Origin of the sequence: Dechloromonas denitrificans, assembly GCF_001551835.1 — a bacterium.
GTDB lineage: Bacteria > Pseudomonadota > Gammaproteobacteria > Burkholderiales > Rhodocyclaceae > Azonexus > Azonexus denitrificans.
Genome location: NZ_LODL01000035.1, coordinates 572,329 through 593,819, shown reverse-complemented (window position 1 = coordinate 593,819; position 21,491 = coordinate 572,329). Strand labels below are relative to the sequence as shown.

Annotated in this window: 20 protein-coding genes, 1 other RNA gene and 1 riboswitch; of the genes, 13 read left to right on the top strand and 8 right to left on the bottom strand. The window is 64.4% G+C overall.

What is annotated here, in order from left to right; all coding sequences use genetic code 11:
- The 4 genes from AT959_RS17665 to AT959_RS17650 all read right to left on the bottom strand — a co-directional run bounded on the left by AT959_RS17665 (window position 1) and on the right by AT959_RS17650 (window position 1,187).
- A complete protein-coding gene (locus AT959_RS17665) occupies window positions 1–423 on the bottom strand; it encodes an META domain-containing protein (RefSeq protein ID WP_066886000.1) in 423 nt (140 codons plus the stop codon).
- 15 nt (window positions 424–438) lie between these two features.
- A non-coding RNA gene (gene ssrS, locus AT959_RS17660) (6S RNA) lies at window positions 439–618 on the bottom strand.
- A 34-nt stretch (window positions 619–652) separates the two neighbouring features.
- On the bottom strand, window positions 653–988 hold the full coding sequence (locus AT959_RS17655; protein ID WP_066885998.1) for a cell division protein ZapA: 336 nt from the start codon (window positions 986–988) through the stop codon (window positions 653–655).
- A gap of 1 nt (window position 989) precedes the next feature.
- Window positions 990–1,187 carry a hypothetical protein gene (locus tag AT959_RS17650; protein ID WP_066885995.1) on the bottom strand — a complete coding sequence of 66 codons (198 nt, stop codon included), beginning with the start codon at window positions 1,185–1,187 and terminating at the stop codon, window positions 990–992.
- A gap of 115 nt (window positions 1,188–1,302) precedes the next feature.
- Window positions 1,303–1,507: riboswitch (cobalamin riboswitch) on the top strand.
- 106 nt (window positions 1,508–1,613) lie between these two features.
- Here AT959_RS17650 and AT959_RS17645 point away from each other — a divergent pair.
- The 9 genes from AT959_RS17645 (at window position 1,614) to AT959_RS17605 (ending at window position 12,550) form a co-directional block, all read left to right on the top strand.
- The gene (locus AT959_RS17645) at window positions 1,614–3,476 is read left to right on the top strand and encodes a TonB-dependent receptor domain-containing protein (protein WP_066885993.1); all 1,863 of its coding nucleotides are present in this window, start codon (window positions 1,614–1,616) and stop codon (window positions 3,474–3,476) included.
- A gap of 6 nt (window positions 3,477–3,482) precedes the next feature.
- Entirely contained in the window at window positions 3,483–4,460 is a 978-nt protein-coding gene (locus AT959_RS17640; RefSeq protein ID WP_066885991.1) for a FecCD family ABC transporter permease, read from the top strand.
- Window positions 4,457–5,233 (top strand): ABC transporter ATP-binding protein, encoded by a 777-nt coding sequence (locus AT959_RS17635; protein ID WP_066885990.1) that lies wholly within the window; start codon window positions 4,457–4,459, stop codon window positions 5,231–5,233. The genes AT959_RS17640 and AT959_RS17635 overlap by 4 nt, the downstream gene beginning before the upstream one ends.
- Window positions 5,234–5,261: 28 nt before the next feature.
- Complete coding sequence (locus AT959_RS17630; protein ID WP_066885989.1) at window positions 5,262–6,059, top strand: ABC transporter substrate-binding protein; 798 nt, start codon at window positions 5,262–5,264, stop codon at window positions 6,057–6,059.
- A complete protein-coding gene (gene cobO, locus AT959_RS17625) occupies window positions 6,056–6,664 on the top strand; it encodes a cob(I)yrinic acid a,c-diamide adenosyltransferase (protein ID WP_066885986.1) in 609 nt (202 codons plus the stop codon). The genes AT959_RS17630 and cobO overlap by 4 nt, the downstream gene beginning before the upstream one ends.
- Window positions 6,665–6,674: 10 nt before the next feature.
- The gene (locus AT959_RS20700; RefSeq protein WP_083518468.1) at window positions 6,675–8,300 is read left to right on the top strand and encodes an adenosylcobinamide amidohydrolase; all 1,626 of its coding nucleotides are present in this window, start codon (window positions 6,675–6,677) and stop codon (window positions 8,298–8,300) included.
- A 26-nt stretch (window positions 8,301–8,326) separates the two neighbouring features.
- Window positions 8,327–9,607 carry a cobyrinic acid a,c-diamide synthase CobB gene (locus tag AT959_RS17615; protein WP_088178996.1) on the top strand — a complete coding sequence of 427 codons (1,281 nt, stop codon included), beginning with the start codon at window positions 8,327–8,329 and terminating at the stop codon, window positions 9,605–9,607.
- 105 nt (window positions 9,608–9,712) lie between these two features.
- Window positions 9,713–10,606, top strand: coding sequence for a Tim44 domain-containing protein (locus AT959_RS17610; RefSeq protein ID WP_066885980.1), 894 nt, complete (start codon window positions 9,713–9,715; stop codon window positions 10,604–10,606).
- A gap of 240 nt (window positions 10,607–10,846) precedes the next feature.
- Window positions 10,847–12,550, top strand: coding sequence for an ABC transporter ATP-binding protein/permease (locus tag AT959_RS17605; RefSeq protein WP_066885978.1), 1,704 nt, complete (start codon window positions 10,847–10,849; stop codon window positions 12,548–12,550).
- A gap of 9 nt (window positions 12,551–12,559) precedes the next feature.
- Here AT959_RS17605 and hybE read toward each other — a convergent pair whose 3' ends face one another.
- Entirely contained in the window at window positions 12,560–13,066 is a 507-nt protein-coding gene (gene hybE, locus AT959_RS17600) for a [NiFe]-hydrogenase assembly chaperone HybE (RefSeq protein ID WP_083518493.1), read from the bottom strand.
- A gap of 72 nt (window positions 13,067–13,138) precedes the next feature.
- Entirely contained in the window at window positions 13,139–14,638 is a 1,500-nt protein-coding gene (locus tag AT959_RS17595; protein WP_066885973.1) for a protein adenylyltransferase SelO, read from the bottom strand.
- 358 nt (window positions 14,639–14,996) lie between these two features.
- On the opposite strand from AT959_RS17595, the gene AT959_RS17590 reads away from it, so the two are divergent.
- On the top strand, window positions 14,997–17,606 hold the full coding sequence (locus AT959_RS17590; protein WP_066885970.1) for a PAS domain S-box protein: 2,610 nt from the start codon (window positions 14,997–14,999) through the stop codon (window positions 17,604–17,606).
- A 154-nt stretch (window positions 17,607–17,760) separates the two neighbouring features.
- Entirely contained in the window at window positions 17,761–17,979 is a 219-nt protein-coding gene (locus AT959_RS17585; RefSeq protein ID WP_066885967.1) for a hypothetical protein, read from the top strand.
- A 31-nt stretch (window positions 17,980–18,010) separates the two neighbouring features.
- On the opposite strand, the gene AT959_RS17580 is transcribed toward AT959_RS17585, so the two are convergent.
- Together AT959_RS17580 and queC are read right to left on the bottom strand one after the other, a co-directional pair.
- The gene (locus AT959_RS17580; protein ID WP_066885964.1) at window positions 18,011–19,114 is read right to left on the bottom strand and encodes a YeeE/YedE family protein; all 1,104 of its coding nucleotides are present in this window, start codon (window positions 19,112–19,114) and stop codon (window positions 18,011–18,013) included.
- Between the two features lie 2 nt (window positions 19,115–19,116).
- Complete coding sequence (queC, locus tag AT959_RS17575) at window positions 19,117–19,794, bottom strand: 7-cyano-7-deazaguanine synthase QueC (protein WP_066885961.1); 678 nt, start codon at window positions 19,792–19,794, stop codon at window positions 19,117–19,119.
- A gap of 97 nt (window positions 19,795–19,891) precedes the next feature.
- On the opposite strand from queC, the gene AT959_RS17570 reads away from it, so the two are divergent.
- Together AT959_RS17570 and AT959_RS17565 are read left to right on the top strand one after the other, a co-directional pair.
- Window positions 19,892–21,058, top strand: a complete 1,167-nt coding sequence (locus AT959_RS17570) for an ABC transporter substrate-binding protein (protein WP_066885958.1) — start codon at window positions 19,892–19,894, stop codon at window positions 21,056–21,058.
- Between the two features lie 90 nt (window positions 21,059–21,148).
- Window positions 21,149–21,442 (top strand): GIY-YIG nuclease family protein, encoded by a 294-nt coding sequence (locus tag AT959_RS17565; RefSeq protein ID WP_066885955.1) that lies wholly within the window; start codon window positions 21,149–21,151, stop codon window positions 21,440–21,442.
- The last annotated feature ends 49 nt before the right edge of the window (window positions 21,443–21,491 follow it).

Here is a 21,491-nt window from a genome sequence, read left to right as displayed (position 1 = left end):
CTACTTGAGCGCGGTCGCTTCCAGGCGCAGGCGAACCTTGCCCCGGGCGTCCAGCAATTCCATGACCCGGCCGGTGATCCGGTAATCCGCCGTCGCCCCGATGGCGGCGCTGAACTGGCGGGCCAGCGCATCGAGCGGCGGCGGACAGGCCATCATCGTGCTCGCCATCTGCCCGAATTGCAGGCCGGCCGCCGTATCGTAACTGCCGTGAAAGCGGTTGCAGCCGTCCGAACCGTGAGTGCGCAGCGCCGCCGTCAACACGATATGCGGCTCGGCGCGATTGACGCCAGCCGGCAGCGGCTGGCCGTCGATGGCGAGCACCCGCCAGTAACGTTCGACCAGCGGTTCATCCTGCACCGTCGGTCCGACCGCACAGGCGGCCAGGAGCAGCGGAATGCCCAAAGCGGAAAGGAGATTTTTCATGTCTTCGGCCAAAAAAAGGCCCCCGCAAGTGCCGTCAGACCGGCATCCTGAACCTGGGTCCAGAATGGTCGCTTTCCCGCTGCATCAGAAGCTCCTGACTAGAGGCGCTCACAACAGCAGCTTGATGGTCCACAACCGATGCCAATTAGCATTGGTTCAAGGAATGTATGGTCTTAACAAACACCGCAGGGGACGCTCGGCGGGCGGCGCCGGGGTCAGCAGAAAGTGACTACAGGTCCAAGTTCTGCTGGGGCGCAAGCACGGCATCGATCCGTGCTCCCATGTCGCTGATTCTACGCTTTGCGTCGGAAGTATCAACCGCTTCGAAAACAGTTTCCGAAGGATTGCCGGCGGCGCCGGACAGGTGTTCGTGCGCGATGTTCAAGGCGGCCATCACGGCAACGCGCTCGGCGATGGTGCTCTTGGTCCGCTGGGCGATTTCACGCATCTTGTTGTCGACCAGATCGACCGCCGACAGCAGCGCATCGCGCTCGGCCGGGGCGCAGGCGACGCGGTATTCGCGGCCCATGATCTTGACGTCGAGGAAATTCGGCTCGCTGCTCATCTCAGGCATCCTCGGGCAACTTGTCCATCAGACCTTCCAGACGCTCGCGAGCGGCCGTCATTGTCTGGCGCAAGTGCAGTCTTTCGGTTTCGGCCGCTGCCATCTGATTCTTCAGCACTTCGTTCTCGGCGCGCAACTGGTGAACCAGGGCGACCACCTGTTCAATCTTGGCTTCGAGCGCTTCGAGTTCGGTATTCATGGCGCGAACTATAGAGGGAAAAACAGCGTGTGGTCAAGGACTAAGCCTTTATTCTCAAAGTGCTTTATCGGAATTTAACAGTACTTTTCTGATGCGGCGCAACAACTTGCCATGTAGAATGCGCGCCGTGTCAGGTGCTGCGCAAGGTTCTTCCAAGCGCAGTTAAACGGGAAAGCGGTGCGTCTCCACGAGACCAATCCGCTGCTGCCCCCGCAACGGTAACAAGTGCGGGCGTACCACAAGGCCACTGGGTTCAAACCTGGGAAGGCGGTACGTCAAGACTTGCGAGCCCGGATACCGGCCTGAGACAAATCACGGAAGTGCCACGGGGGTGTGGCGCCGGTTCCTGCGAGCCGCCGTTCCCCCTGCGCTTCCTTCTCAATGCTGTTCCGGCATGCGGGGACGCCCGCCGGGAAAGGAAGATTCATGAATCCACGCTTGAAACCGCTGGCAGCGCTGCTGCCCTTCATTTTCACCGCCCAGGCCCAGGCCGAAACGCTGCAGGTGGCCAGCCTCGACCCCATCATGGTCACCGCGACGCGCCAGGCAACGCGCACCTCGGAACTGCTCTCCGACGTTTCCGTCATTGATCGTGAAGAACTGGAGCAGGCCAGCCAGTCGACGCTGATCGACATCCTCGCTCGCCAGCCCGGCATCGAGATCAGCACGAACGGCAGCAATGGCGCCAATGCCAGCGTCTACATGCGCGGCACCAACAGCGGCCACACCCTGGTCCTGATCGACGGCATGCGGACCGGCTCCGCCACCCTGGGCCAGATGTCCTCCTGGTCGCGCCTTCCGGCCAGCCAGATCGAGCGCATCGAAATCCTGCGCGGACCGGCCTCCTCACTCTATGGCAGCGACGCCATCGGCGGCGTCATCCAGATCTTCACCCGCCAGGGCCATGGCCCATTCCAAGCCCATGGCGAAGTCGGCGGCGGCACCTACCACTCGGGCGCCGCCAGCGCCGGTTTCTCGGGCAGCCAGAACGGCTGGCGCTATGCGCTCGATGCCTCGACCTACCGGACCGAAGGCTTCAACAGCATCAAGAATCCGAAAAACAGCGCCTATAACCCCGACCGCGACGGTTTCGACAACAACAGCGTCAGCGGCAGCCTCGGCTATGCCTTCGCACCCGGCCACGAAGCCGGCGCCAGCTTCCTCTACAGCGACGGCGAGAACAAGTACGACGGTGGTTTCTCGAAGACGACCGCCGCCATGGATTACCGCAACCAGCTCGCCGTCTCCAACTTCAGTACCTACCTGAAGGATGCCTTTACCAGCAACTGGACGAGCACCCTGCGCATCGGCCACAGCACCGACGATTCGATGAACACCACCGACGGGGTCCAAAGCAGCCTGTTCCGCACCGACCAGGACCTGTATTCCTGGCAAAACGACATCAAGACCGGCGTCGGCAAGTTCCTGCTGGCGGTCGAACGACTCGACCAGACGGTCAGCGGCACCGGCAACTACAGCGTCGATTCACGCAGCATCAACTCGGTGCTGGCCGGCTGGAGCGGCAGCTACCTGGCGCACCGCCTGCAGGCCAACCTGCGCACTGACAACAACTCGCAGTTCGGCGACAAGACGACCGGTTCGATCGCCTACGGCTATCGCATCGATCCCAACTGGCGGGCCAACGTCAGCTACGGCACGGCCTTCAAGGCACCATCGTTCAACGATCTCTACTACCCGCTGACCTTCGGCAGCTACGGCAATCCGAACCTGCTCCCCGAATCCTCGCGCAACCGCGAGGCGGCGATTCACTACGAGCGGGGCCTGCATCACGTTTCCCTGACCTGGTATCTGAACCAGGTCGACAACCTCATCTCGTGGAACGAGACGGCACCGGGATCATTCGCCTACACACCGGTCAATGTCGGCAAGGCCAGGCTGGAAGGCACGACCCTGGCCTACGACGGCCAGATCAGCAACTTCAACCTGCAGGCCAGCTACAACTACCTCGACCCGCGCGACACCGATAGCGGACGCCAGTTGGCACGCCGCGCCACCAATTTCGGCGCCGCCAGCATCGGCCAGCAGATCGGCCCCTGGGAATGGCGCGCCGAGATGGTCGCCAGCGACCGTCGTTTCGACAACGCGACCAATACCCGCAAGCTGAGCGGCTACGCGCTCACCAACCTGTACGGGGCCTACCGCTTTACCGGCGACTGGTCTGTCTTCGCCCGGGTCAACAACGTCTTCGATCGCGATTACGAACTCGCTGCCGATTTCGCGACACCGGGCGTTAATGCCTTTGTCGGTGTCCGCTACAGTCCCAAGTAAGCTCCTGTGCCCACTCGTCACCGCGCTCTTCTGATCCTCGTCAGCCTCGGCCTGCTCGCCGGGCTCAGTATCGGGCTGGCGTTGACGGTGGGCAGTCTACGCATTCCCTTGCCGGATGTGCTGGCCGCCCTGGCCGGGCGCGAGGTAGCGGGTATCGACGTCGTGCTCGAACTGCGCCTGCCGCGGGCGCTGGCCGGCTTTGCCTGCGGCGGCCTGCTCGCCCTGGCCGGCGCGCTGATGCAGGTACTGTTGCGCAATCCGCTGGCCGACCCTTACGTGCTGGGTATTTCCGGCGGCGCCGGGGTCGGGGCGATGTTCGCCATCCTGCTCGGCCTGCCGGTGCTCGGCATCGATGGGCTGGCTTTCCTCGGCGCCCTGAGTGCGATGTTCATTGTCTTCGGGCTGGCCCACGGCGACGGCAGCTGGACGCAGACGCGGCTGCTGCTGACCGGCGTCATCGTTGCCGCCGGCTGCGGCGCGCTGGTCGCGCTGATGCTGGCCATCGCCCCCGAACACAAGCTGCGCGGCATGCTCTTCTGGCTGATGGGCGACCTCGGCCAGAGCGGCCAGTGGTGGCCGCCGCTGCTGGCGCTCGGTGTCGCCCTGCTGCTGGCCATGCCGTTCGCCCGCGAACTGAATTTGCTGGCGCGCGGCCTGATGCAGGCGCAGGCACTGGGGGTTGCGGTCAACCGGCTGCGCTATGCGATTTATCTGCTTGCCTCGCTGGCCACCGCCGCCTCGGTGACCACCGCTGGCTCGATCGGCTTCGTCGGTCTGGTCGTGCCGCATCTGGTCCGCCTCGCCACCGGCAACGACCAGCGTCTGCTGCTGCCGGCCTCGGTACTGGCCGGTGGCTCGCTGCTGGTGCTGGCCGACACCCTGGCCCGCACGCTGATTGCGCCGCAGCAACTGCCGGTCGGCGTGCTGACCGCGCTGATCGGTGTGCCGGTCTTCCTCTTCCTGCTCTCGAGGCATCAGCGATGAGCACCGCCCCGTTGATCGAAGCCCAGACGCTGAGCGTCAGTGTCGGCCAGCATCAGGTGTGCACCAACCTCAACTTCACGCTGCAGGCCGGTGAACGGCTGGCCATTCTCGGTCGCAACGGCGCCGGCAAGTCGACACTGCTCTCGGTGCTGGCCGGCCTGCGCCCCCCGGATACCGGCGAAATCCTGCTCGGCGGCACTTCCTACGCCGAACTCGGCCCGCGCCAGGCAGCGCTCCGCCGCGGCTGGCTGGAGCAGCGCCATGGCGACGCCTTCGCCTCAACGGTACTGGAAACGACGCTGACCGGCCGCCACCCGCACCTCGGGCGCTGGGACTGGGAAAGCGCCCAGGATGCCGATATCGCCCGCGCCGCCTTGCGTGCCGTCGGCTTGGCCGAGATGGAACAGCGCGACGTGCAGACCCTGTCCGGCGGCGAACGCCAGCGACTGGCCATCGCCACCCTGCTCACCCAGGCGGCGCCGCTCTACCTGCTCGACGAGCCGCTCGCCCATCTCGACCTCAATCACCAGATCGCCGTCCTCGAACTGTTTGCCGGTGCCGCGCGCGACAACGGCGCCGGCGTCATCATGGTGCTGCACGAACCGGCGCTGGCCTGGCGTTATTGCGACCGCGCCCTGCTCATTCACGGCGATGGCCGGCACGAACTCGGGCCGGTCCGCCAGATGCTGACCGCCGAACACCTGTCGGCCCTTTACCAGCACCCGCTGCAAGCCGTCGAGATCGATGGCCGGATCGGCTTCATCCCGCGCTGAGCGGCCGTCTTTGTTGCAAGGATTCCCCATGCGTCCCCTGTTTCGTTTCCTGTGTTGTTTCCTGCTTGGCCTGAGCGCGCTGAACGCCCAAGCCGCCTGTCCGCGCATCGTCAGCCAGTCGCCCTATCTGAGCATCGCCCTCGACTGGCTCGGCCGTGGCGAGTGCATCGTCGGCGTTTCGCGCTACGACAAGAAGGATCTGCCACGCACCGGCGGGGTCAGCGATCCGGATGCCGCCGCCATCGCCGCGCTACGCCCCGACCTGATCGTCACCTCGACGCTGACCAGCGAGCAAACGCTGCAGCAGGTCACGCCGGCCGGCACCCGTACGCTGCGCGTTGGCGGTTCGCGCTCGCTGGCCGAGACCGAACAGATGCTGGTGGCGCTCGCCGAAGCCAGCGGCGCGCCGAACGGCGCCGCCCGGGCCGCCGAATTCAGCCGCGAAGCCCATCGCCGGCTGAGCGAATTTCCCGGCCGCAAGCGCCGCGTGCTGCTGCTCTCGGCCTGCGCCGCGAAGCCCTATTCCTACGGCCACAACACGCTGCTCGGCGATCTCGCCGAGCAGGCCGGCCTGACCCTGGCCGACCCGGCCGAAGGTATCCACCATCTGCGCGAAGGCCAGGCCATCGACGGCATTCCGGCCCTGGTCGCGGCCACCCGGCCGGATTTGGTGATCAATTTCATGTCGACCGCAGCCAGCCAGTGCGACGCCAGCCTCGGCAGCCTGCCGGTGCCGCTGGTCATGCTCTCCGGCGACAATTTTTTCTACCCCGGTCCCCGCCTGCTCGAAGGCCTGGACGAACTGAAGGAGGCGCTGAAGCCATGACCGAACCCCTGGACCAGGAATCCCGCCACAGCAACCGCATGCAGCGCAAGAAGGAAGTGGTCGACGGCAAGATCGCCGCCGCCCAGGAAGAACGCGGCGTGCTGGTCATCAACACCGGCAACGGCAAGGGCAAGTCCTCGGCTGCCTTCGGCGTCGTCGCCCGTGCCCTCGGCCACGGCCTGAAGGTCGGCGTCGTGCAATTCGTCAAGGGCCGCTCGGATACCGGCGAGGAGGCCTTCTTCCGCCAGCAGCCGAATGTCGCCTGGCATGTCGGTGGCGAAGGCTTCACCTGGGAAACCCAGGACAAGGAGCGCGACGCCCGCGCCGCCCAGGCCGCCTGGGAAGTCGCCTGCGGCCACCTGAGCAACCCGGAGATCGGCCTCGTCGTCCTCGACGAAATGACCTACGCCTTCAAATACGGCTGGCTGGAACTCGACGAAGTCATCGCCAAGCTGCTCACCCGCCCGCACATGCAGCACGTCATCATCACCGGTCGCGCCGCGCCGCAAGCCCTGCGCGAGGCGGCCGACACGGTCAGCGACATCGGCATGGAGAAGCACGCCTTCCAGAGCGGCATCAAGGCCATGCCCGGCCTCGAATTCTGAGTCCGCGCCGATGAATGCGCTTGGCCGGCTGGCCTGCCTGCTGTTCTTTTCCGCGGCCGCCTGGGCGGCGGAAAGCGATGTTCTGAGCAATCTCCCGGCCAATATCCGGGCCGAGGCGCAGATCGTGCGCAGCGAGCGCGACGGGCTTTGGGAGAAAGTGTTGCTCGTCCGCTTTCCCGAGGCGCGCCGCACCTTGTCGACCTCCGACGGCCTGCTCGATGCCCGGGCAGCACTCAACCATGCCGCCCACCCGGTGCTCTGGAAAACGCTCGGCCACCGCTTCATGGGCCAGGATGGCCGGGGTGGCAAGGCCTATGCCGAGCATGTGCACGCCAAGATGGCCGGCCAGTTGCAGCTGGACAAGCCGGCCGTCGCCCGGATGGCCACCGCCGCCGACATGGACAATCTGGCGGTGATCACCAAGCACTACGGCCCGCTGACCGTCACCGTGCTGGCGACGGCCGGCGCCAAGACCAATGCCATCCGCACTGGCGTCGATGCCGGGACCTATATCGAAGGCCAGACGCCGGCCGGCACCATCAACATCATGCTGCTGACCAATATCCGGCTGACCGACGCGGCGCTGGCCCGCGCCCTGATCACCGTCACCGAAGGCAAGACGGCAGCGCTGCAGGATCTCAACGTGCCGAGCACCTACACCAAAACCGTGCAGGCGACGGGGACCGGCACCGACAGCATCATCGTCGTCTCCGGCACGCAGGGCCCGCAGGCCAGCTATACCGGCGGCCACAGCCGGATCGGCGAACTGATCGGCAAGGCCAGCTACGAAGCGGTGCTCGAAGCGCTCGGCAAGCAGAACGGCTTTTTCCTGCCCGGAACGAAGCGTTTTACCGCCGCGCCAGTCGCCCCGGCCAAGGCGCCGGATGCGCTGCGTCTCGCCCTGCTCCATCTCGATGCCGTACCCGGCGACGTCGCCGGCAACCGCGCCCGGATCGAGGCCGGCATCCAGGAGGCGGTCGGCCAGGGCGCCGACTGGGTGATGACGCCCGAACTGGCCGAGACCGGCTACAACTTCGCCAGCCGGATCGGCACCGACTGGATCGCGCCCTTTCCCGATACCTGGATCAGCACGCTGGCGGCCATCGCCCGCGACAACCGGGTGGCGCTGTTCGTCGGTTTCGCCGAACGCGATGGAAAGACCGGCAAATTCCACAATAGCGTCGCGGTGATCGACCGCAACGGCGTCATTCAGGGCGCCTACCGCAAGCAGCGCGTGCATGGCGGCGCCGAAAGCTGGTCCACGCCCGGCACCGGCGGCGCGCCCTTCATGGTCGACGGCATTCCCGTCGGCGTCCTGATCTGTGCCGACACCTACAAGCCGGAGCCAGCCGCCCGCTACCGTGAGCAGGGCGCCGCCATACTGCTCGCCCCGGCCAACTGGCCGCCAGTCGACGGCATGGGGCCGGACGATCTGTGGGAACGGCGCAGTGCCGAAACCGGCCTACCGCTGATCGTCAACAACCGCACCGGGCGCGAGCCGGAGCTCGATTTCAGGCGCGGCGAAAGCGTCGTCGCGGCTGGCGGCGAACGGCTGTACTCGTTCAGTACCAGCCAGTCGCGGCTGTTCTACGTCGATTGGGATCGCCGGCAAGGCTTCAGCCAGCCGACCCGATAAGCCGGATGCACCGCCAAGGAAGAAAAATGACCGCCTGTCCCGCTCTCTTGATCGCCGCCCCGTCCTCCGGCCAGGGCAAGACCACCGTCACCGCCGCGCTGGCCCGGCTGCATGCCCGGCAAGGCCGGCGCGTCACCGTTTTCAAATGCGGCCCGGACTTTCTCGACCCACAGATTCATGCCGTGGCCAGCGGTCGACCGTGCCAGAACCTCGATCTCGGCATGTGCGGCGAGGAAGATGCGCGCTGGCGGCTGAGCCGGGCGGCACAGGATTCCGACCTGATCCTGGTCGAAGGCGTCATGGGCCTGTTCGACGGCACACCGTCGGCGGCCGACATCGCCTGCCGCTTCAACATCCCGGTGATGGCGATGATCGACGCCGGCGCCATGGCCCAGACTTTCGGTGCCGTTGCCCACGGTCTCGCCACCTACCGGCCCGGCCTGCCCTTTGCCGGCGTGCTGGCCAACCGGGTTGGCAGCGAACGCCACGCCGCGATGGCCCGCGACAGCCTGCCGGCCGGCATGGGCTGGTTCGGCGCGCTACCGCGCAACCCGGACGCGGTGCTGCCGGAACGCCACCTCGGCCTGCTGCAGGCGGCCGAAATCGACGATATCGAGGAGCGCCTCGACCGTCTGGCCGATGCCTTGGCCGCCAGTGCCACGGTCGACCTGCCGCCACCGGTCGTTTTCGACGATGTTCCACCACCAGACATCGCGCCGCTGCTCGCCGGCAAGCGCATCGCCATCGCCCGTGATGCCGCCTACGGCTTCATCTACCCGGCCAATCTGGAAACCCTGGCCGACCTCGGCGCCGAACTGCGCTACTTCTCGCCGGTCGCCGGCGAGCCGCTGCCGGCCTGCGATGCCGTCTGGCTGCCCGGCGGCTACCCGGAACTGCATGCCCCGACGCTGTCGGCCAACCAGCCTTTGTGGAACGAGCTGCGCGCCCACGTCGCCGCCGGCAAGCCCTTGCTCGCCGAATGCGGCGGCATGATGAGCCTGTTCGAGCAGGTCACCGACAAGGCCGGCGACACCCATGCCTTCGCCGGCCTGCTGCCCGGCATTTCGGTGATGCAGAAACGCCTGGCCGCACTCGGCATGCAATTCGCCGACCTGCCGGAAGGCCGCCTGCAGGGCCACACCTTCCATTACTCGAAGAGCGAAACGCCGCTGACGCCGATCGTGCGCGCCCAGACCCAGGATGGCCGGGAGGGCGAGGCGATCTACCGCCGGGAACGACTGACCGCTTCCTATGTCCACTTTTACTTCGCGTCCAATCCGGTGGCGACGGCCGCCTTGTTCGGCTGAAACAATTCGATTTTTACGAATCGTTGTTGCGCTTAATACATATTTTTCGGTAACCGAATTAGGGCTATTCTTCGCCTCGTAACATTCACCCCGATGGAGACAAACATGAAATCCTTTGCATTGATGGCCGCCGCCCTGGTGCTCGGCTTCACGCTGACCACCGGCGATGCCGAAGCCGCCCGCCGTCTGGGCGGAGGCAGCTCGTCCGGCATGCAGCGCCAGGCCGTCACCCCGAACAAGGCGACCAATGCCGCCCCGACTCAGCAGCAGGCTGCCGCCCCGGCCGCCGCCCCGCAAGCTCAACCCAAGCGTTCGTGGATGGGCCCGCTGGCCGGTCTTGCCGCCGGTCTCGGCCTGGCCGCCCTGGCCTCCCACTTCGGTTTCGGCGAAGGCCTCGCCAACATGATGATGATCGGCCTGCTGGTCATGGCGGTGGTCATGGTCATCGGCTTCGTCATGCGCAAGAAGGCCGGCGCGACACAGGCCGGCACGAACCACGGCATGCAGTACGCCGGTGCCGGTGCCAACTATGACAACCGCGCCCCGGTCCAGCCTGACTTCACGCCGGCCGGCGGCAGCGCCGCCGCTGCCCCGCTGGCCGCCAACACCGGCAACAGCGGCCATATCCCGGCCGACTTCGATGTCGATGGCTTCGTCCGTAACGCCAAGGTCAACTTCATTCGCCTGCAGGCTGCCAACGATGCCGGCAACCTCGACGACATCCGCGAATTCACCGCGCCGGAAATGTTCGCCGAGATCAAGCTGGCAATGGGCGAACGCGGTACCGAAAAGCAGGAAACCGACGTCGTCCAGCTCAACGCCGAAGTGCTCGATGTTGCCGAGGAAAGCAGCCGCTACATCGTCAGCGTTCGCTTCCATGGCCTGATCCGCGAAGAAAAGGCCGCTTCGGCCGAAGCCTTCGATGAAATCTGGCACATGACCAAGCCGCGCAACGGCAGCGGTGGCTGGGTGCTGGCCGGTATCCAGCAAGTCCAGTAATCCTGGACTGAACACCCAAACGCCGGCGGAGCAATCCAGCCGGCTTTTTTTCGACCGGAATTTGCCCGATTGCTGCGGTCGACCGCGGCAATCGGGCATTTTTCAACACCCTTCGCACTACCCGGAAAACAGTAGCCAAGCTTATCTCCGGGCCGGATTGAGGCATACAATCCCGTCATGCACGGCGGCCGGCGCCGGCTGCCTTGCCTCCCCAACGCAGGTTCAGTATCAGAACGGACAATGAAGACCGTCGATCGCCACTTGTGGCAGCGCTTCCTGGCCATTGCAACGCCTTACTGGCGCCATGAGGAAAAATGGAAGGCCTGGAGCCTGCTCCTGCTCTCCATCCTGCTGCTGCTCGGGCAAACCCGCTTTGCCGTACTGTTCAACGAGCAGACCGGCGAATTCACCTCGGCGCTGGCGGCGCGCGACGAGGAACGCTTCTGGGTGTCGATCAAGTACTGCCTCGGCCTGCTGATCGTCGCCATTCCCTTCTTCGCCTCCTACTACTTCGTGCGCGACACGCTGGCCCTGCACTGGCGGCGCTGGCTGACCTATCGCCTGCTCGACAAGTACTTCAGCCATCGCCATTTCTACGAACTGAACGCCCACGCCGAGATCGACAACCCGGACCAGCGGATTGCCGAGGACATCAATACCTTCACCCAGCGCTCGCTGTACTTCCTGCTCATCCTGATCGGTTCCATCCTGCAACTGGTCGCCTTCAGTGCCGTGTTGTGGTCGATTTCCCGCGAACTGGTCTATTTCCTCGTCTTTTATGCCGCGATCGGCACCGTCATCATCATCTTCGGCTTTGGCCGGCGGCTGATCGGCCTCAATTTCCAGCAACTGCGCCGCGAAGCCGATTTCCGCTTCAGCCTGGTGCGCTTTCGTGAAAATGCCGAAGCGATCGCCCTCTATCACGGCGAAGCGCAGGAATTGCAGCAGGTCAGGCAGCGCTTCACCAATGCCTTCCGCAACTTCAAACAGCTGATCCGGACACAGCTTTTCCTCAACCTGTTCCAGTACGGTTTCGGCCTGCTCACCATCGTGCTGCCCAGCATCATCATCGCGCCGCAGGTGCTCTCCGGGGAACTCGAAGTCGGCCGTGCCGTACAGGCGGCCGGTGCCTTTGCCGCCGTACTCAGCGCCATTTCGGTGATCATTGAAAACTTCGAGGCGCTCAGCCGGTTCACCGCCGGGGTCGATCGCCTGAACACCTTCACCCAGTACCTGGCTGGCGAATCAACGAGCCGGGCCAGCGCGCTGGGCGTCATCGAATCGGTCGAAGGCAGCCAACTGTGGCTGGAGCGTGTCACGCTGCAAACGCCGAATTACGAGCGGACGCTGATCAAGGAACTGTCGCTGCACATCAAGCCCGGCCAGGGCCTGATCATCGTCGGCCAGAGCGGCAGCGGCAAGAGTTCGCTGCTGCGCGCCCTGGCCGGCCTGTGGTATGCCGGCAGCGGCACCATCTGTCGCCCCTTGCCGCAAGATATGCTGTTCCTGCCGCAACAGCCCTACATGCTGCTCGGCACGCTGCGCAGCCAACTGCTCTACCCGAACGAAGACCGTCCGGTGCACGACGCCGACCTGCTAAGCCTGCTCGAGCGCGTCAACCTGCCCGAACTCGCCGCCCGCGTCGGCGGACTCGATGCCATTCATGACTGGGAGAAACTGCTGTCGATCGGCGAGCAGCAGCGCCTGGCCTTCGCCCGCGTCCTCCTCTGCAAGCCGCGCTACGCGGTGCTCGACGAAGCAACCAGCGCCCTCGACATCGCCAATGAGGAACACCTCTACCAGCAGTTGCTGAACAGCGAAACGACGCTGATCAGCGTCGGGCACCGCCCCGGCATCCTCAAATACCACGCCCAGGTGCTGGAGCTGACCGGCAACGGCGAGTGGCGGGCCGAGCCGGCGGCGACCTACCAGTTCGCCGGCTGAAGCCGGCGCTCAGTGCTTGCCGGCCAGGCGCCGGAAGAAGCCACGGCGGGAAACCGACTCGGCCGGCGCTATCGGCGGGCTGACCGGTGGCGGCTGCGGCGGCAGGTAGGAGTGCAGCGCATCAAGGGCAATTTCCCGGGCCGCCGCCATGTCGGGAATACGGCCGACCTGATCGACCAGCGAACTGTACTGGTAAGGCCCCAAGCGCGGTTCATCGACCGCGACGAAGGGCAGGGTGGCGCCGTAGAGATCGAGGTAGCGCCGCTGGCCGGCCGGAATGTCACCCCACAGGTCGCCGCCGCCGGCCAGCAGCAGCAGGTCGAGACGCCAGGGCGTGACCAGCACGCCGAGCCAATCGCCGCGATAACGGACGAAACCGATCGCCTCGACGCGCAAGGCCGGATTGTGCGCCTGGGCCTCGGCATGCGCCGCCGGCCGGGCGCCAAAATGGGCTTCCAGCAAGGCCGACGGATTTTCGCGGTGGAGCGTGGTGGGCAGTGAGAGGTGCTCAGACATGGCGGCGATCAATAAAAAGTCGCCGGCATTGTCCGCTGCCGCTGCCGGCCGAACAAGCCGGCGGGATCAAAATCAGCTGGAACAACTGACCGCCAGGCCGTTCGCCCAGTCCGGCGGCAAGGCTGCGTAGGCCTCGAATTCCGGCTGTTCGTCGTAAGGGTGGCGCAGGCAGGCCAGCAGGCGCTGCACTTCGGAAAAGTCGCCGGCCTTGGCCTGGCGGATGGCAACTTCGGCCAGCCAGTTGCGCAGCACGTATTTGGGGTTGGCGGCGAGCATCGCCGCTTGGCGTTCGGCATCGTCCCACGGCGTCTGTGCCAGACGGGCCCGCCAACCGGCGAGCCAGACGTCGCAGGCGCTGCGGTCGACGAACATGTCGCGCAGCGGGGCATCGGTTTTTGCCGCATTTTCCGGGTCGACCGCGCCAGGCAGCCGCGACAGCGCGCGGAAGAACAGCGTGAAGTCCGGCCGGTGCTGCTGCAGGAAACCGAAGGTTTCGCCGATGAAGTCCTCGTCACCGTCCAGCTTGGCGCGCAAGCCGAGCTTGGCGCCGAACAGCTGCTCGAACTTGCCTTCGAAGGCCGGGCCGAACTGCTCGTCCACCGCCGCCTGGGCCAGCGCCGGCCGCCCGATCAGCGGCAGCAGCGCATCGGCCAGCCGGTAGAGATTCCACTGGGCGACCGCCGGCTGATTGCGGTAGCTGTAGCGGCCGTGATTGTCGGAATGGTTGCAGATGTGGCCGGCGTCGAACGCCTCCATGAAGCCGAAGGGACCGTAATCCAGCGTCAGGCCGAGGATCGACATGTTGTCGGTATTCATCACGCCATGCATGAAACCGACCGCCATCCAGTGCGCGATCAGCTCCCCGGTGCGGCGCGCGGCATCGGCCAGCAGTTCGGCGTAGGGGTTGGCTGCGAAGCGGCAGGCCGGCCGGAAAGTGTCGATGACATAATCGGCCAGCTGTTTCAGTTCGACCTGACGGTCGCGCGACGCCCAGTGCTCGAAGGAGCCGAAGCGGACAAAACCGGGCGCGACGCGGGCGACGACCGCCGCCGTCTCGATTTCCTCGCGCCGTACCGGATGGTCGGCGCCGATCACGCACAAGGCGCGCGTCGTCGGCACGCCGAGGCCGGCCATCGCCTCCGAACAGAGAAATTCGCGGATCGACGAACGCAGCACGGCACGACCGTCGGCGCCGCGCGAATAGGGCGTCCGCCCCGCCCCCTTGAGCTGGATTTCCCAATGGCCGAGTTCGTTGCGCAGGCCGCCGAGCAGATGCGCCCGGCCATCGCCGAGCTGGCCGGCCCAGACCCCGAACTGGTGGCCGGAATAGACCGCCGCCAGCGGCTCGCTGCCGGGCAGCAAACGGTTGCCGGCAAAGATTTCGGCAAAGGCCGGGCTGTTCAGCAGGGCCTCCGGCAAGCCGAGCAAACCGGCCACCTCGTCGCTGACCCCAACGACATAAGGGGCGGGCAAGGGATGCGGGTTGAGGCGGGTATAAAAGGCGTCGGGCAGGGCAGCGAAGCTGTTGTCGAAGACGGGCAGGTCGAGCGGCAGGGATTCCGGGGCGTTCATCGGCGGCTTTGTCGGTTTTCAGGCAAAAGTGGCAGGCAGGCCGAACACGCAGCAAATGGCGTGCCGAACCTTCTGCTGATCAGAGGCGAAAAACGGCAATTGGTTCAGGCCAGCCCGGCTTTTTGGGCAGTGCTGCGGTCAACCTGCTTTTTGGGGTGATTTCTGACCGTAGCGGCCTGCTTGGCACCCGGCAAGTCTTTTGATACCTGACAGGATTCGGCCAATACACATCAAACAGGTCCGCTTAGTTCTGGCAAGCAGATGCTGGAGTAGACTCAACCATCGCTAATTGCAGGACAGGTTGCCCCGAATGAAGCTCCTGAACATCCTGCTGGCTAACCCCAAGAGCGGCTGACAAATGCTGACCAACCTGATCGATAACATCGCTTTCCTGATTGCTCTGGCAGCAGCAGGCCAGCTTGTCGTTTCACGATTTCACAAGTCCTCTCTGAAATACCGGCTGGTGTTCGGGGTTCTGTTTGGCAGTGTGGCTTTGCTCGGCATGGCGAATCCGGTGAACTTTGCCCCCGGCGTGTTTTTTGATGGGAGGTCGATCGTGCTGGCGGTCGCCGGCGTGGTCGGCGGAAGCCTGGCCGCCGCCATCGCCGCAGGAATGGCCACCTATTATCGCTACCAATTGGGCGGCATCGGCGCCCCCGTCGGTATCACGGTCATTCTGCTTGCGGCGTTGCTGGGGGTGCTGGCACGGCAGTGGTGGCAACGACGCAGCGCCCCTCCGCACTACGGGCACTACCTTGCGCTCGGGGTGGTGGTGCAGTTGATGCAGTTGGCCGCCTTCACGCAAGTTCCCGGTCGCGCCGGGTATGCGTTCATCGAACAGGCCTGGTGGGTACTGTTGCTGTTCTATCCTCTCGCGACCGCCCTGCTGTGCCTGATCTTTCGCAATTTCGAGCAGCAGTTTGAGGAGCGGGAGGCGTTGCAAGCGGCCCAGAAAGCCGTCATAGCAGAAGAGCGCGCCAGTATGGAACGCTTCCATGCCTACTTCGATCATTCCATTGTCGGTCTTGCCATCACCAGCTTGGAAAAGGGTTGGATCGAGGTCAATGACGCCCTTTGCCAGACGCTGGGATACACGCGGGATGAACTGACCCGCATGACCTGGACAGAACTGACCTACCCTGAGGATCTTGCGCCCGACCTGGCCCAGTTCAACCGCATGCTGGCTGGTGAAATCAACAGCTATGCGATGGATAAGCGCTTTATCCACAAGGATGGTCACCTGATCTATACGCGACTGGCGGTCAGCCATGTGCGCAAGCCGGATGGCAGTCTCGATTATGTCGTAGCGATGGTCGAGGACATTACCGAACGCAAACATTCGGAACTTGCCCTGGAGAACAGCGAGAAACAGCTACGCTTCGTGCTGGAAGGGTCGGAACTCGGTTTTTGGGACTGGGACATTGCAGCCGGCAAAGTAGACCGGAACGAGCGGTGGGCCGTGATGTTGGGCTACTCACATAGCGAAATCCAGCATACGGTGATGCAGTGGACCGACTTCATTCACCCGGATGATCGCGAGCGCGCATGGGATTCCATCAAGGCAGTGATAGAAGAGCGCTCCAACTTCCATCGGCTTGAGTACCGGATGCTCCACAAGGACGGCAGCATCCGGTGGATTCTCGACCGGGCCAGCGTGATGCAGCGTGACGCGGATGGCAAGCCAGTGCGCATGTGCGGAACCCATACCGACATTACCGCGCGCAAGCAGGATGAACTCGAACTGGTGCAGCATCGCCATCACCTGCAGAAACTGGTCGAAGCGCAAACCCAGGAGCTACGCGTCGCCAAGGAAGTCGCGGAAACCGCCAACGTGGCCAAGAGCGCCTTCCTGGCCAACATGAGCCACGAGATCCGCACCCCGCTCAATGCCATCACCGGCATGTCCAACATCTTGCGCCGGAGCGGCCTGACCCCGCAGCAGGCTGAAAAGCTGGACAAGATCGAAAATGCCGGCAATCACCTGCTCGAGATCATCAATGCCGTACTCGACCTGTCCAAGATCGAAGCCGGCAAATTCACGCTGGAAGACGCCCCGATTCGTGTTGAGGCCATATTCGGCAACATTGCCTCCATGCTCGGCCAGAAGGCGCAGAACAAGGGGCTGCGCTTCCAGGTCGAGACCGTCTCCTTGCCCCACAACCTCCATGGCGACCCCACCCGGCTGCAACAAGCCCTGCTCAACTATGCGTCCAATGCCCTCAAATTCACCGATACCGGCCACATCATCCTGCGGGTGAAGGAAGAAGCGCAGACCGATACGACCGCCACCCTGCGCTTCGAAGTCGAGGATACCGGCATCGGCATCGCTTCCGAGGCCCTGCCCAAGCTCTTCAGTGCCTTCGAACAGGCCGACAACTCGACCACCCGCAAGTACGGTGGCACCGGCCTCGGCCTGGCGATCACCAAGAAGATTGCCGAAGTGATGGGCGGCACCGCCGGCGCCACCAGTATCGAAGGCCAAGGCAGCACCTTCTGGTTAACGGCCGTGCTCAGGAAGAGGCTGCCGGCCGCAGTGAAAACCACCAGGACCGGAGGCGAAACCGCCGAGCAGCTTATCCAGCGTGAGCATGTCGGCCAGCGCATCCTGCTTGCGGAAGACGAGCCGGTCAACCGGGAAGTCGCCCAGATGCTGCTGGAGAGTGTCGGACTCAAGCTCGATCTGGCCGAGAACGGCCAGGAAGCCGTGGCAAAGGCAAGTTCAGGCGATTACGCCCTGATCCTGATGGACATGCAGATGCCGGTACTGGATGGTCTGGATGCGACGCGGCAGATCCGGCAACTGCCCGGCTGCACGGCGACGCCCATCCTGGCGATAACGGCGAATGCCTTTGCCGAGAATAAGGATCAGTGCTTCGAGGCCGGGATGGATGACTTTATTTCCAAGCCGGTCATACCGGAAGTGCTTTACGAGACCTTGCTGAAGTGGTTTGAGAAAGGGCGGGGCTAATCGGTAGGTTTATGGCCGATTCCTGTCGTCGGATTCTTGGCCGGTCGAATCCAAGGTTGCTTTGAGCCACTCCGGCGGTCAACCCGTTTTTTCGGGCAATTTCCGGCCGCGACCGGCGCTTAGCGCTCAACCGTAATCGCCTTAAACTAGCACCATGCGCCGCTATCCCTTTTCCTTCATCGCCCTGACCGCCCTCGGCGTGCTGTGCGCCATCCCCGGGCTGCTCAGCCTGGCCGGCTTCGGCGCTTCCATTCACCCGCTGCTCGACGACCCGATGGCCGGGCTGGCCTTCGTCGTTTCGGCCATCGCCCTCTTCGGCTCGGGCGCCTTTCCGCTGGTCATCGAGAAGCTGAAAGAAAAAGAGGGCGCCTGAGCGCCCCCGCTGGATCGAGCTGCGCTGCCGCTCAGGCTTCGCGCATCAGTCGCCAGTACTGGACTTTGAGCATGGCGGCGGCACCGGCGACGATGGCCAGGAAGGTGATAATGGAACCGAGGGCCAGCGTCGAGAACCCGCTGATCCCCTGGCCGACCGTGCAGCCCATGGCGACGACGCCGCCGAAGCCCATCAGCGCTGCACCGAGCAGGTGGCTGGCGGTGTCTTCGACGCTGGCAAAGCCTTCCCAGCGGAAATTGCGGGTCAGCAGGGCGCAGGCCGCCGAACCAGCGATGACGCCGAGCAGCGAGGCGATGCCGAAACTCAGCTTGCGGCTGGCGTCGGACCACAGCAGCAGCAGTTCCAGTGCGTAGGCCTGCGGCGCGACGAAGGTCAGCGCTTCCATGCGGCCGCTGTTGGTGGTGAGGAAGGCTTCTTCCAGCGTCTCCGGGTGTTCGGCGAGATAGCCGAGGTGGCCGCTGATGTACCAGGCGGCGACGACGGCCAGGCCGGTGCCGAGGCCACCGAGCAGGTTGTCGAAGCTCCAGAAATCACGCTTAAGCAGGCAAAAGGCGGTCAGGCCACCACCGATCGCCAGTACCGCCAACATGAAGGCGGTTTTCGCTTCGAGGCCGGCGGCGGTCAGCAGGGCCGGGATATCCTGGCCGCCAGGCAGGTTGAGGGCGGCCTTTTCCAGCACGTTGACGCGGAAACTGCCGAATACGCCACGGATCGTCATGTAGGCGACCAGCCCGAGGACCATGAAGACGACCAGCGATTTCAGGTTGCCGGCGCCGATGCGGATCAGCGTCTTCGAACCGCAGCCGGAGGCGAGCACCATGCCGATGCCGAAACAGAAACCGCCGACCAGGTAGGACAGCCAGGTGAAATTGGGCGTCCGGTAGATCGATTTGCCGAGGTCGATCAGGCCCGCCGCGTGCAGTGCCGCCGCGCCGAGAATGGCGACGCCGATGGCGAGCAGCCACATCCGCATGCGGCTCCAGTCGCCCATATTGACGATGTCCGAAACCGCGCCCATCGTGCAGAAATGGGTTTTCTGGCCGATTGCGCCGAACACGAAGGAAACTGCAAAGACCAGCCAGAGAACGAGGTTGACCGAACTGCCGGCTTCCATGCTCAGACGCGGTAAATGGTCGGGTCGGCCAGACCGGCCGCCGCGAAGCCTTCGGCCCGCAGCCGGCAGGAGTCGCACTCGCCGCAGGCACGGCCGGCGCTGTCCGCCTGGTAGCAGGAGACGGTCAGGCCGTAATCGACGCCGAGCGTGGTACCGGTCCGGATGATCTCGGCCTTCGACATGTCGATCAGCGGCGCGTGAATGCTCAGCTTGACGCCTTCGACGCCGGCCTTGGTCGCCAGGTTGGCCATCGTTTCGAAGGCGGCGATGTATTCCGGCCGGCAATCCGGGTAGCCGGAGTAGTCGACCGCATTGACGCCGACGAAGATGTCGCGGCTGCCGAGCACTTCGGCCCAGGCCAAGGCGAGCGACAGCATGATGGTGTTGCGGGCCGGCACGTAGGTGACCGGAATGCCGGGCTGGACGCCGGCGGTCGGCACGGCAATGTTGGTGTCGGTCAGGGCCGAACCGCCGAACTGGGCGAGGCCGAAGTTGATCACCCGGTGCTCGGCGGCGCCAAGCGCCTTGACGACGCGTTCGGCCGCCTGCAGTTCGGCATTGTGGCGCTGGCCATAATCGAACGACAGGCAATAACAATCAAAACCCTGGCTACGGGCAAGGGCAAGGCAGGTGGCGGAATCGAGTCCACCGGACAGGAGAACGACAGCAGGCTTCATCATGGGGCGCGAATATACCCGAAATCAGGCTTGGACTCAGCCGGTATCTGCTTGTTCCTGCGCTACAATTTGCCGCTTTGACGCCGCCCCGGAGATTTCGATGTCGCTTCGCCTGACTGCCCTTGCCGCCGCCCTGATGCTTGCCGGCTCCGCTCACGCCGCCGAGCAGATCAAGGTCGGCCTCGTGTCGACCCTGTCCGGTCCCGGTGCCGGCCTCGGTGTCGATATCCGCGACGGTTTCAACCTGGCGATGAAGCACCTGAACGGCAAGCTCGGCGGCCTGCCGGCCGAAATCCTGATCGCCGACGACCAGCAGAGCCCCGACGTTGCCAAGCAGACGGCCGACAAGTTCCTGAAGAAGGACAAGGTCGATTTCATGACCGGCATCGTCTTCTCCAACATCATGCTCGCCGTCGGCCCGGCCGTCTTCGACAACAAGACCTTCTACATCTCGGCCAACGCCGGCCCGTCGCAATACGCCGGCGAGCAGTGCAATCCCTTCTTCTTCAACGTCGCCTGGCAGAACGACAACCTGCACGAAGCGGTCGGCAAGGTGGTGCAGGACAAGGGCTTCAAGAATGTCGTGATCGTCACCCCGAACTACCCGGGCGGCAAGGATGCGGTGGCCGGCTTCAAGCGCTACTACAAGGGCAAGGTCGCCGACGAGGTCTATACCAAGCTCGGCCAGCTCGACTACGCTGCCGAACTGGCGCAGATTCGCGCCACCAAGCCGGATGCGCTGTTCTTCTTCCTGCCCGGCGGCATGGGCATCAACTTCGTCAAGCAGTTCGTCGCCGCCGGCCTGTCGCGCGACACGCAACTGTTCGCCCCCGGCTTCTCGGCCGACGAGGACGTCATCAAGGCGGTTGGCGCGCCGATGATGGGCATGTTCAATTCCTCGCACTGGGCGCACGACATGGAAAACAGCGAGAACAAGCGTTTCGTCGTCGATTTCTTGAAGGACTACGGCCGCCTGCCCTCGCTCTACGCCTCGCAGGGCTATGACGCCGCGCTGATGATGGACGGCGCCGTCCGCGACGTGAAGGGCAAGGTCGAGGACAAGGCGGCGCTACAGAAGGCGCTCGAAGCCAAGCGCTTCAAGTCGGTACGCGGCGACTTCAAGTTCAACAGCAACCACTACCCGGTGCAGAACTACTACCTGCGCGCCATCGGCAAGGACGCCGCCGGCCGGGTGACGAACAAGACGATGGGCACGATCTTCACCAATCATGCGGACGCTTATGTCGCCTCCTGCAAGATGAAATGACCATCCGATCGTCGTCCCCGCGCAGGCGGGGACCCAGTGCCTTGAATTCTGGATTCCCGCCTGCGCGGGAATGACGTACCCCAGCCGACCATGGCAAAGCACCCCGCCGTCTACATCCTGGCCAGTCAGCGCAACGGCACCTTGTACATCGGTGTCACCAGCGACCTTGTCAAACGCATCTGGGAGCACAAGGAAAATCTGGCTGAGGGGTTTACCAAGGAATACGGCTGTCACACCCTGGTCTACTTTGAGCAACATGCGGAAATGAGCGCAGCCATCCTGCGCGAGAAGCAAATGAAAAAATGGAACCGTGCCTGGAAATTGGCGCTGATCGAAAAGGAAAACCCGACCTGGCGCGACCTGTGGCCGGAGATTTGCGCATGAGCCGCCCCCGTCATTCCCGCGTAGGCGGGAATCCAGAGATGCCTCGAAA

Excerpts from the sequence above, each read along its gene's own strand:
- AT959_RS17665 (WP_066886000.1), bottom strand. The coding sequence starts at position 423 with ATGAAAAATCTCCTTTCCGCTTTGGGCATTCCGCTGCTCCTGGCCGCC.
- AT959_RS17655 (WP_066885998.1), bottom strand. The coding sequence starts at position 988 with ATGAGCAGCGAGCCGAATTTCCTCGACGTCAAGATCATGGGCCGCGAA.
- AT959_RS17650 (WP_066885995.1), bottom strand. The coding sequence starts at position 1,187 with ATGAATACCGAACTCGAAGCGCTCGAAGCCAAGATTGAACAGGTGGTC.
- AT959_RS17645 (WP_066885993.1), top strand. The coding sequence starts at position 1,614 with ATGAATCCACGCTTGAAACCGCTGGCAGCGCTGCTGCCCTTCATTTTC.
- AT959_RS17635 (WP_066885990.1), top strand. The coding sequence starts at position 4,457 with ATGAGCACCGCCCCGTTGATCGAAGCCCAGACGCTGAGCGTCAGTGTC.
- AT959_RS17630 (WP_066885989.1), top strand. The coding sequence starts at position 5,262 with ATGCGTCCCCTGTTTCGTTTCCTGTGTTGTTTCCTGCTTGGCCTGAGC.
- cobO (WP_066885986.1), top strand. The coding sequence starts at position 6,056 with ATGACCGAACCCCTGGACCAGGAATCCCGCCACAGCAACCGCATGCAG.
- AT959_RS20700 (WP_083518468.1), top strand. The coding sequence starts at position 6,675 with ATGAATGCGCTTGGCCGGCTGGCCTGCCTGCTGTTCTTTTCCGCGGCC.
- AT959_RS17615 (WP_088178996.1), top strand. The coding sequence starts at position 8,327 with ATGACCGCCTGTCCCGCTCTCTTGATCGCCGCCCCGTCCTCCGGCCAG.
- AT959_RS17610 (WP_066885980.1), top strand. The coding sequence starts at position 9,713 with ATGAAATCCTTTGCATTGATGGCCGCCGCCCTGGTGCTCGGCTTCACG.
- AT959_RS17605 (WP_066885978.1), top strand. The coding sequence starts at position 10,847 with ATGAAGACCGTCGATCGCCACTTGTGGCAGCGCTTCCTGGCCATTGCA.
- hybE (WP_083518493.1), bottom strand. The coding sequence starts at position 13,066 with ATGTCTGAGCACCTCTCACTGCCCACCACGCTCCACCGCGAAAATCCG.
- AT959_RS17595 (WP_066885973.1), bottom strand. The coding sequence starts at position 14,638 with ATGAACGCCCCGGAATCCCTGCCGCTCGACCTGCCCGTCTTCGACAAC.
- AT959_RS17590 (WP_066885970.1), top strand. The coding sequence starts at position 14,997 with ATGCTGACCAACCTGATCGATAACATCGCTTTCCTGATTGCTCTGGCA.
- AT959_RS17585 (WP_066885967.1), top strand. The coding sequence starts at position 17,761 with ATGCGCCGCTATCCCTTTTCCTTCATCGCCCTGACCGCCCTCGGCGTG.
- AT959_RS17580 (WP_066885964.1), bottom strand. The coding sequence starts at position 19,114 with ATGGAAGCCGGCAGTTCGGTCAACCTCGTTCTCTGGCTGGTCTTTGCA.
- queC (WP_066885961.1), bottom strand. The coding sequence starts at position 19,794 with ATGATGAAGCCTGCTGTCGTTCTCCTGTCCGGTGGACTCGATTCCGCC.
- AT959_RS17570 (WP_066885958.1), top strand. The coding sequence starts at position 19,892 with ATGTCGCTTCGCCTGACTGCCCTTGCCGCCGCCCTGATGCTTGCCGGC.
- AT959_RS17565 (WP_066885955.1), top strand. The coding sequence starts at position 21,149 with ATGGCAAAGCACCCCGCCGTCTACATCCTGGCCAGTCAGCGCAACGGC.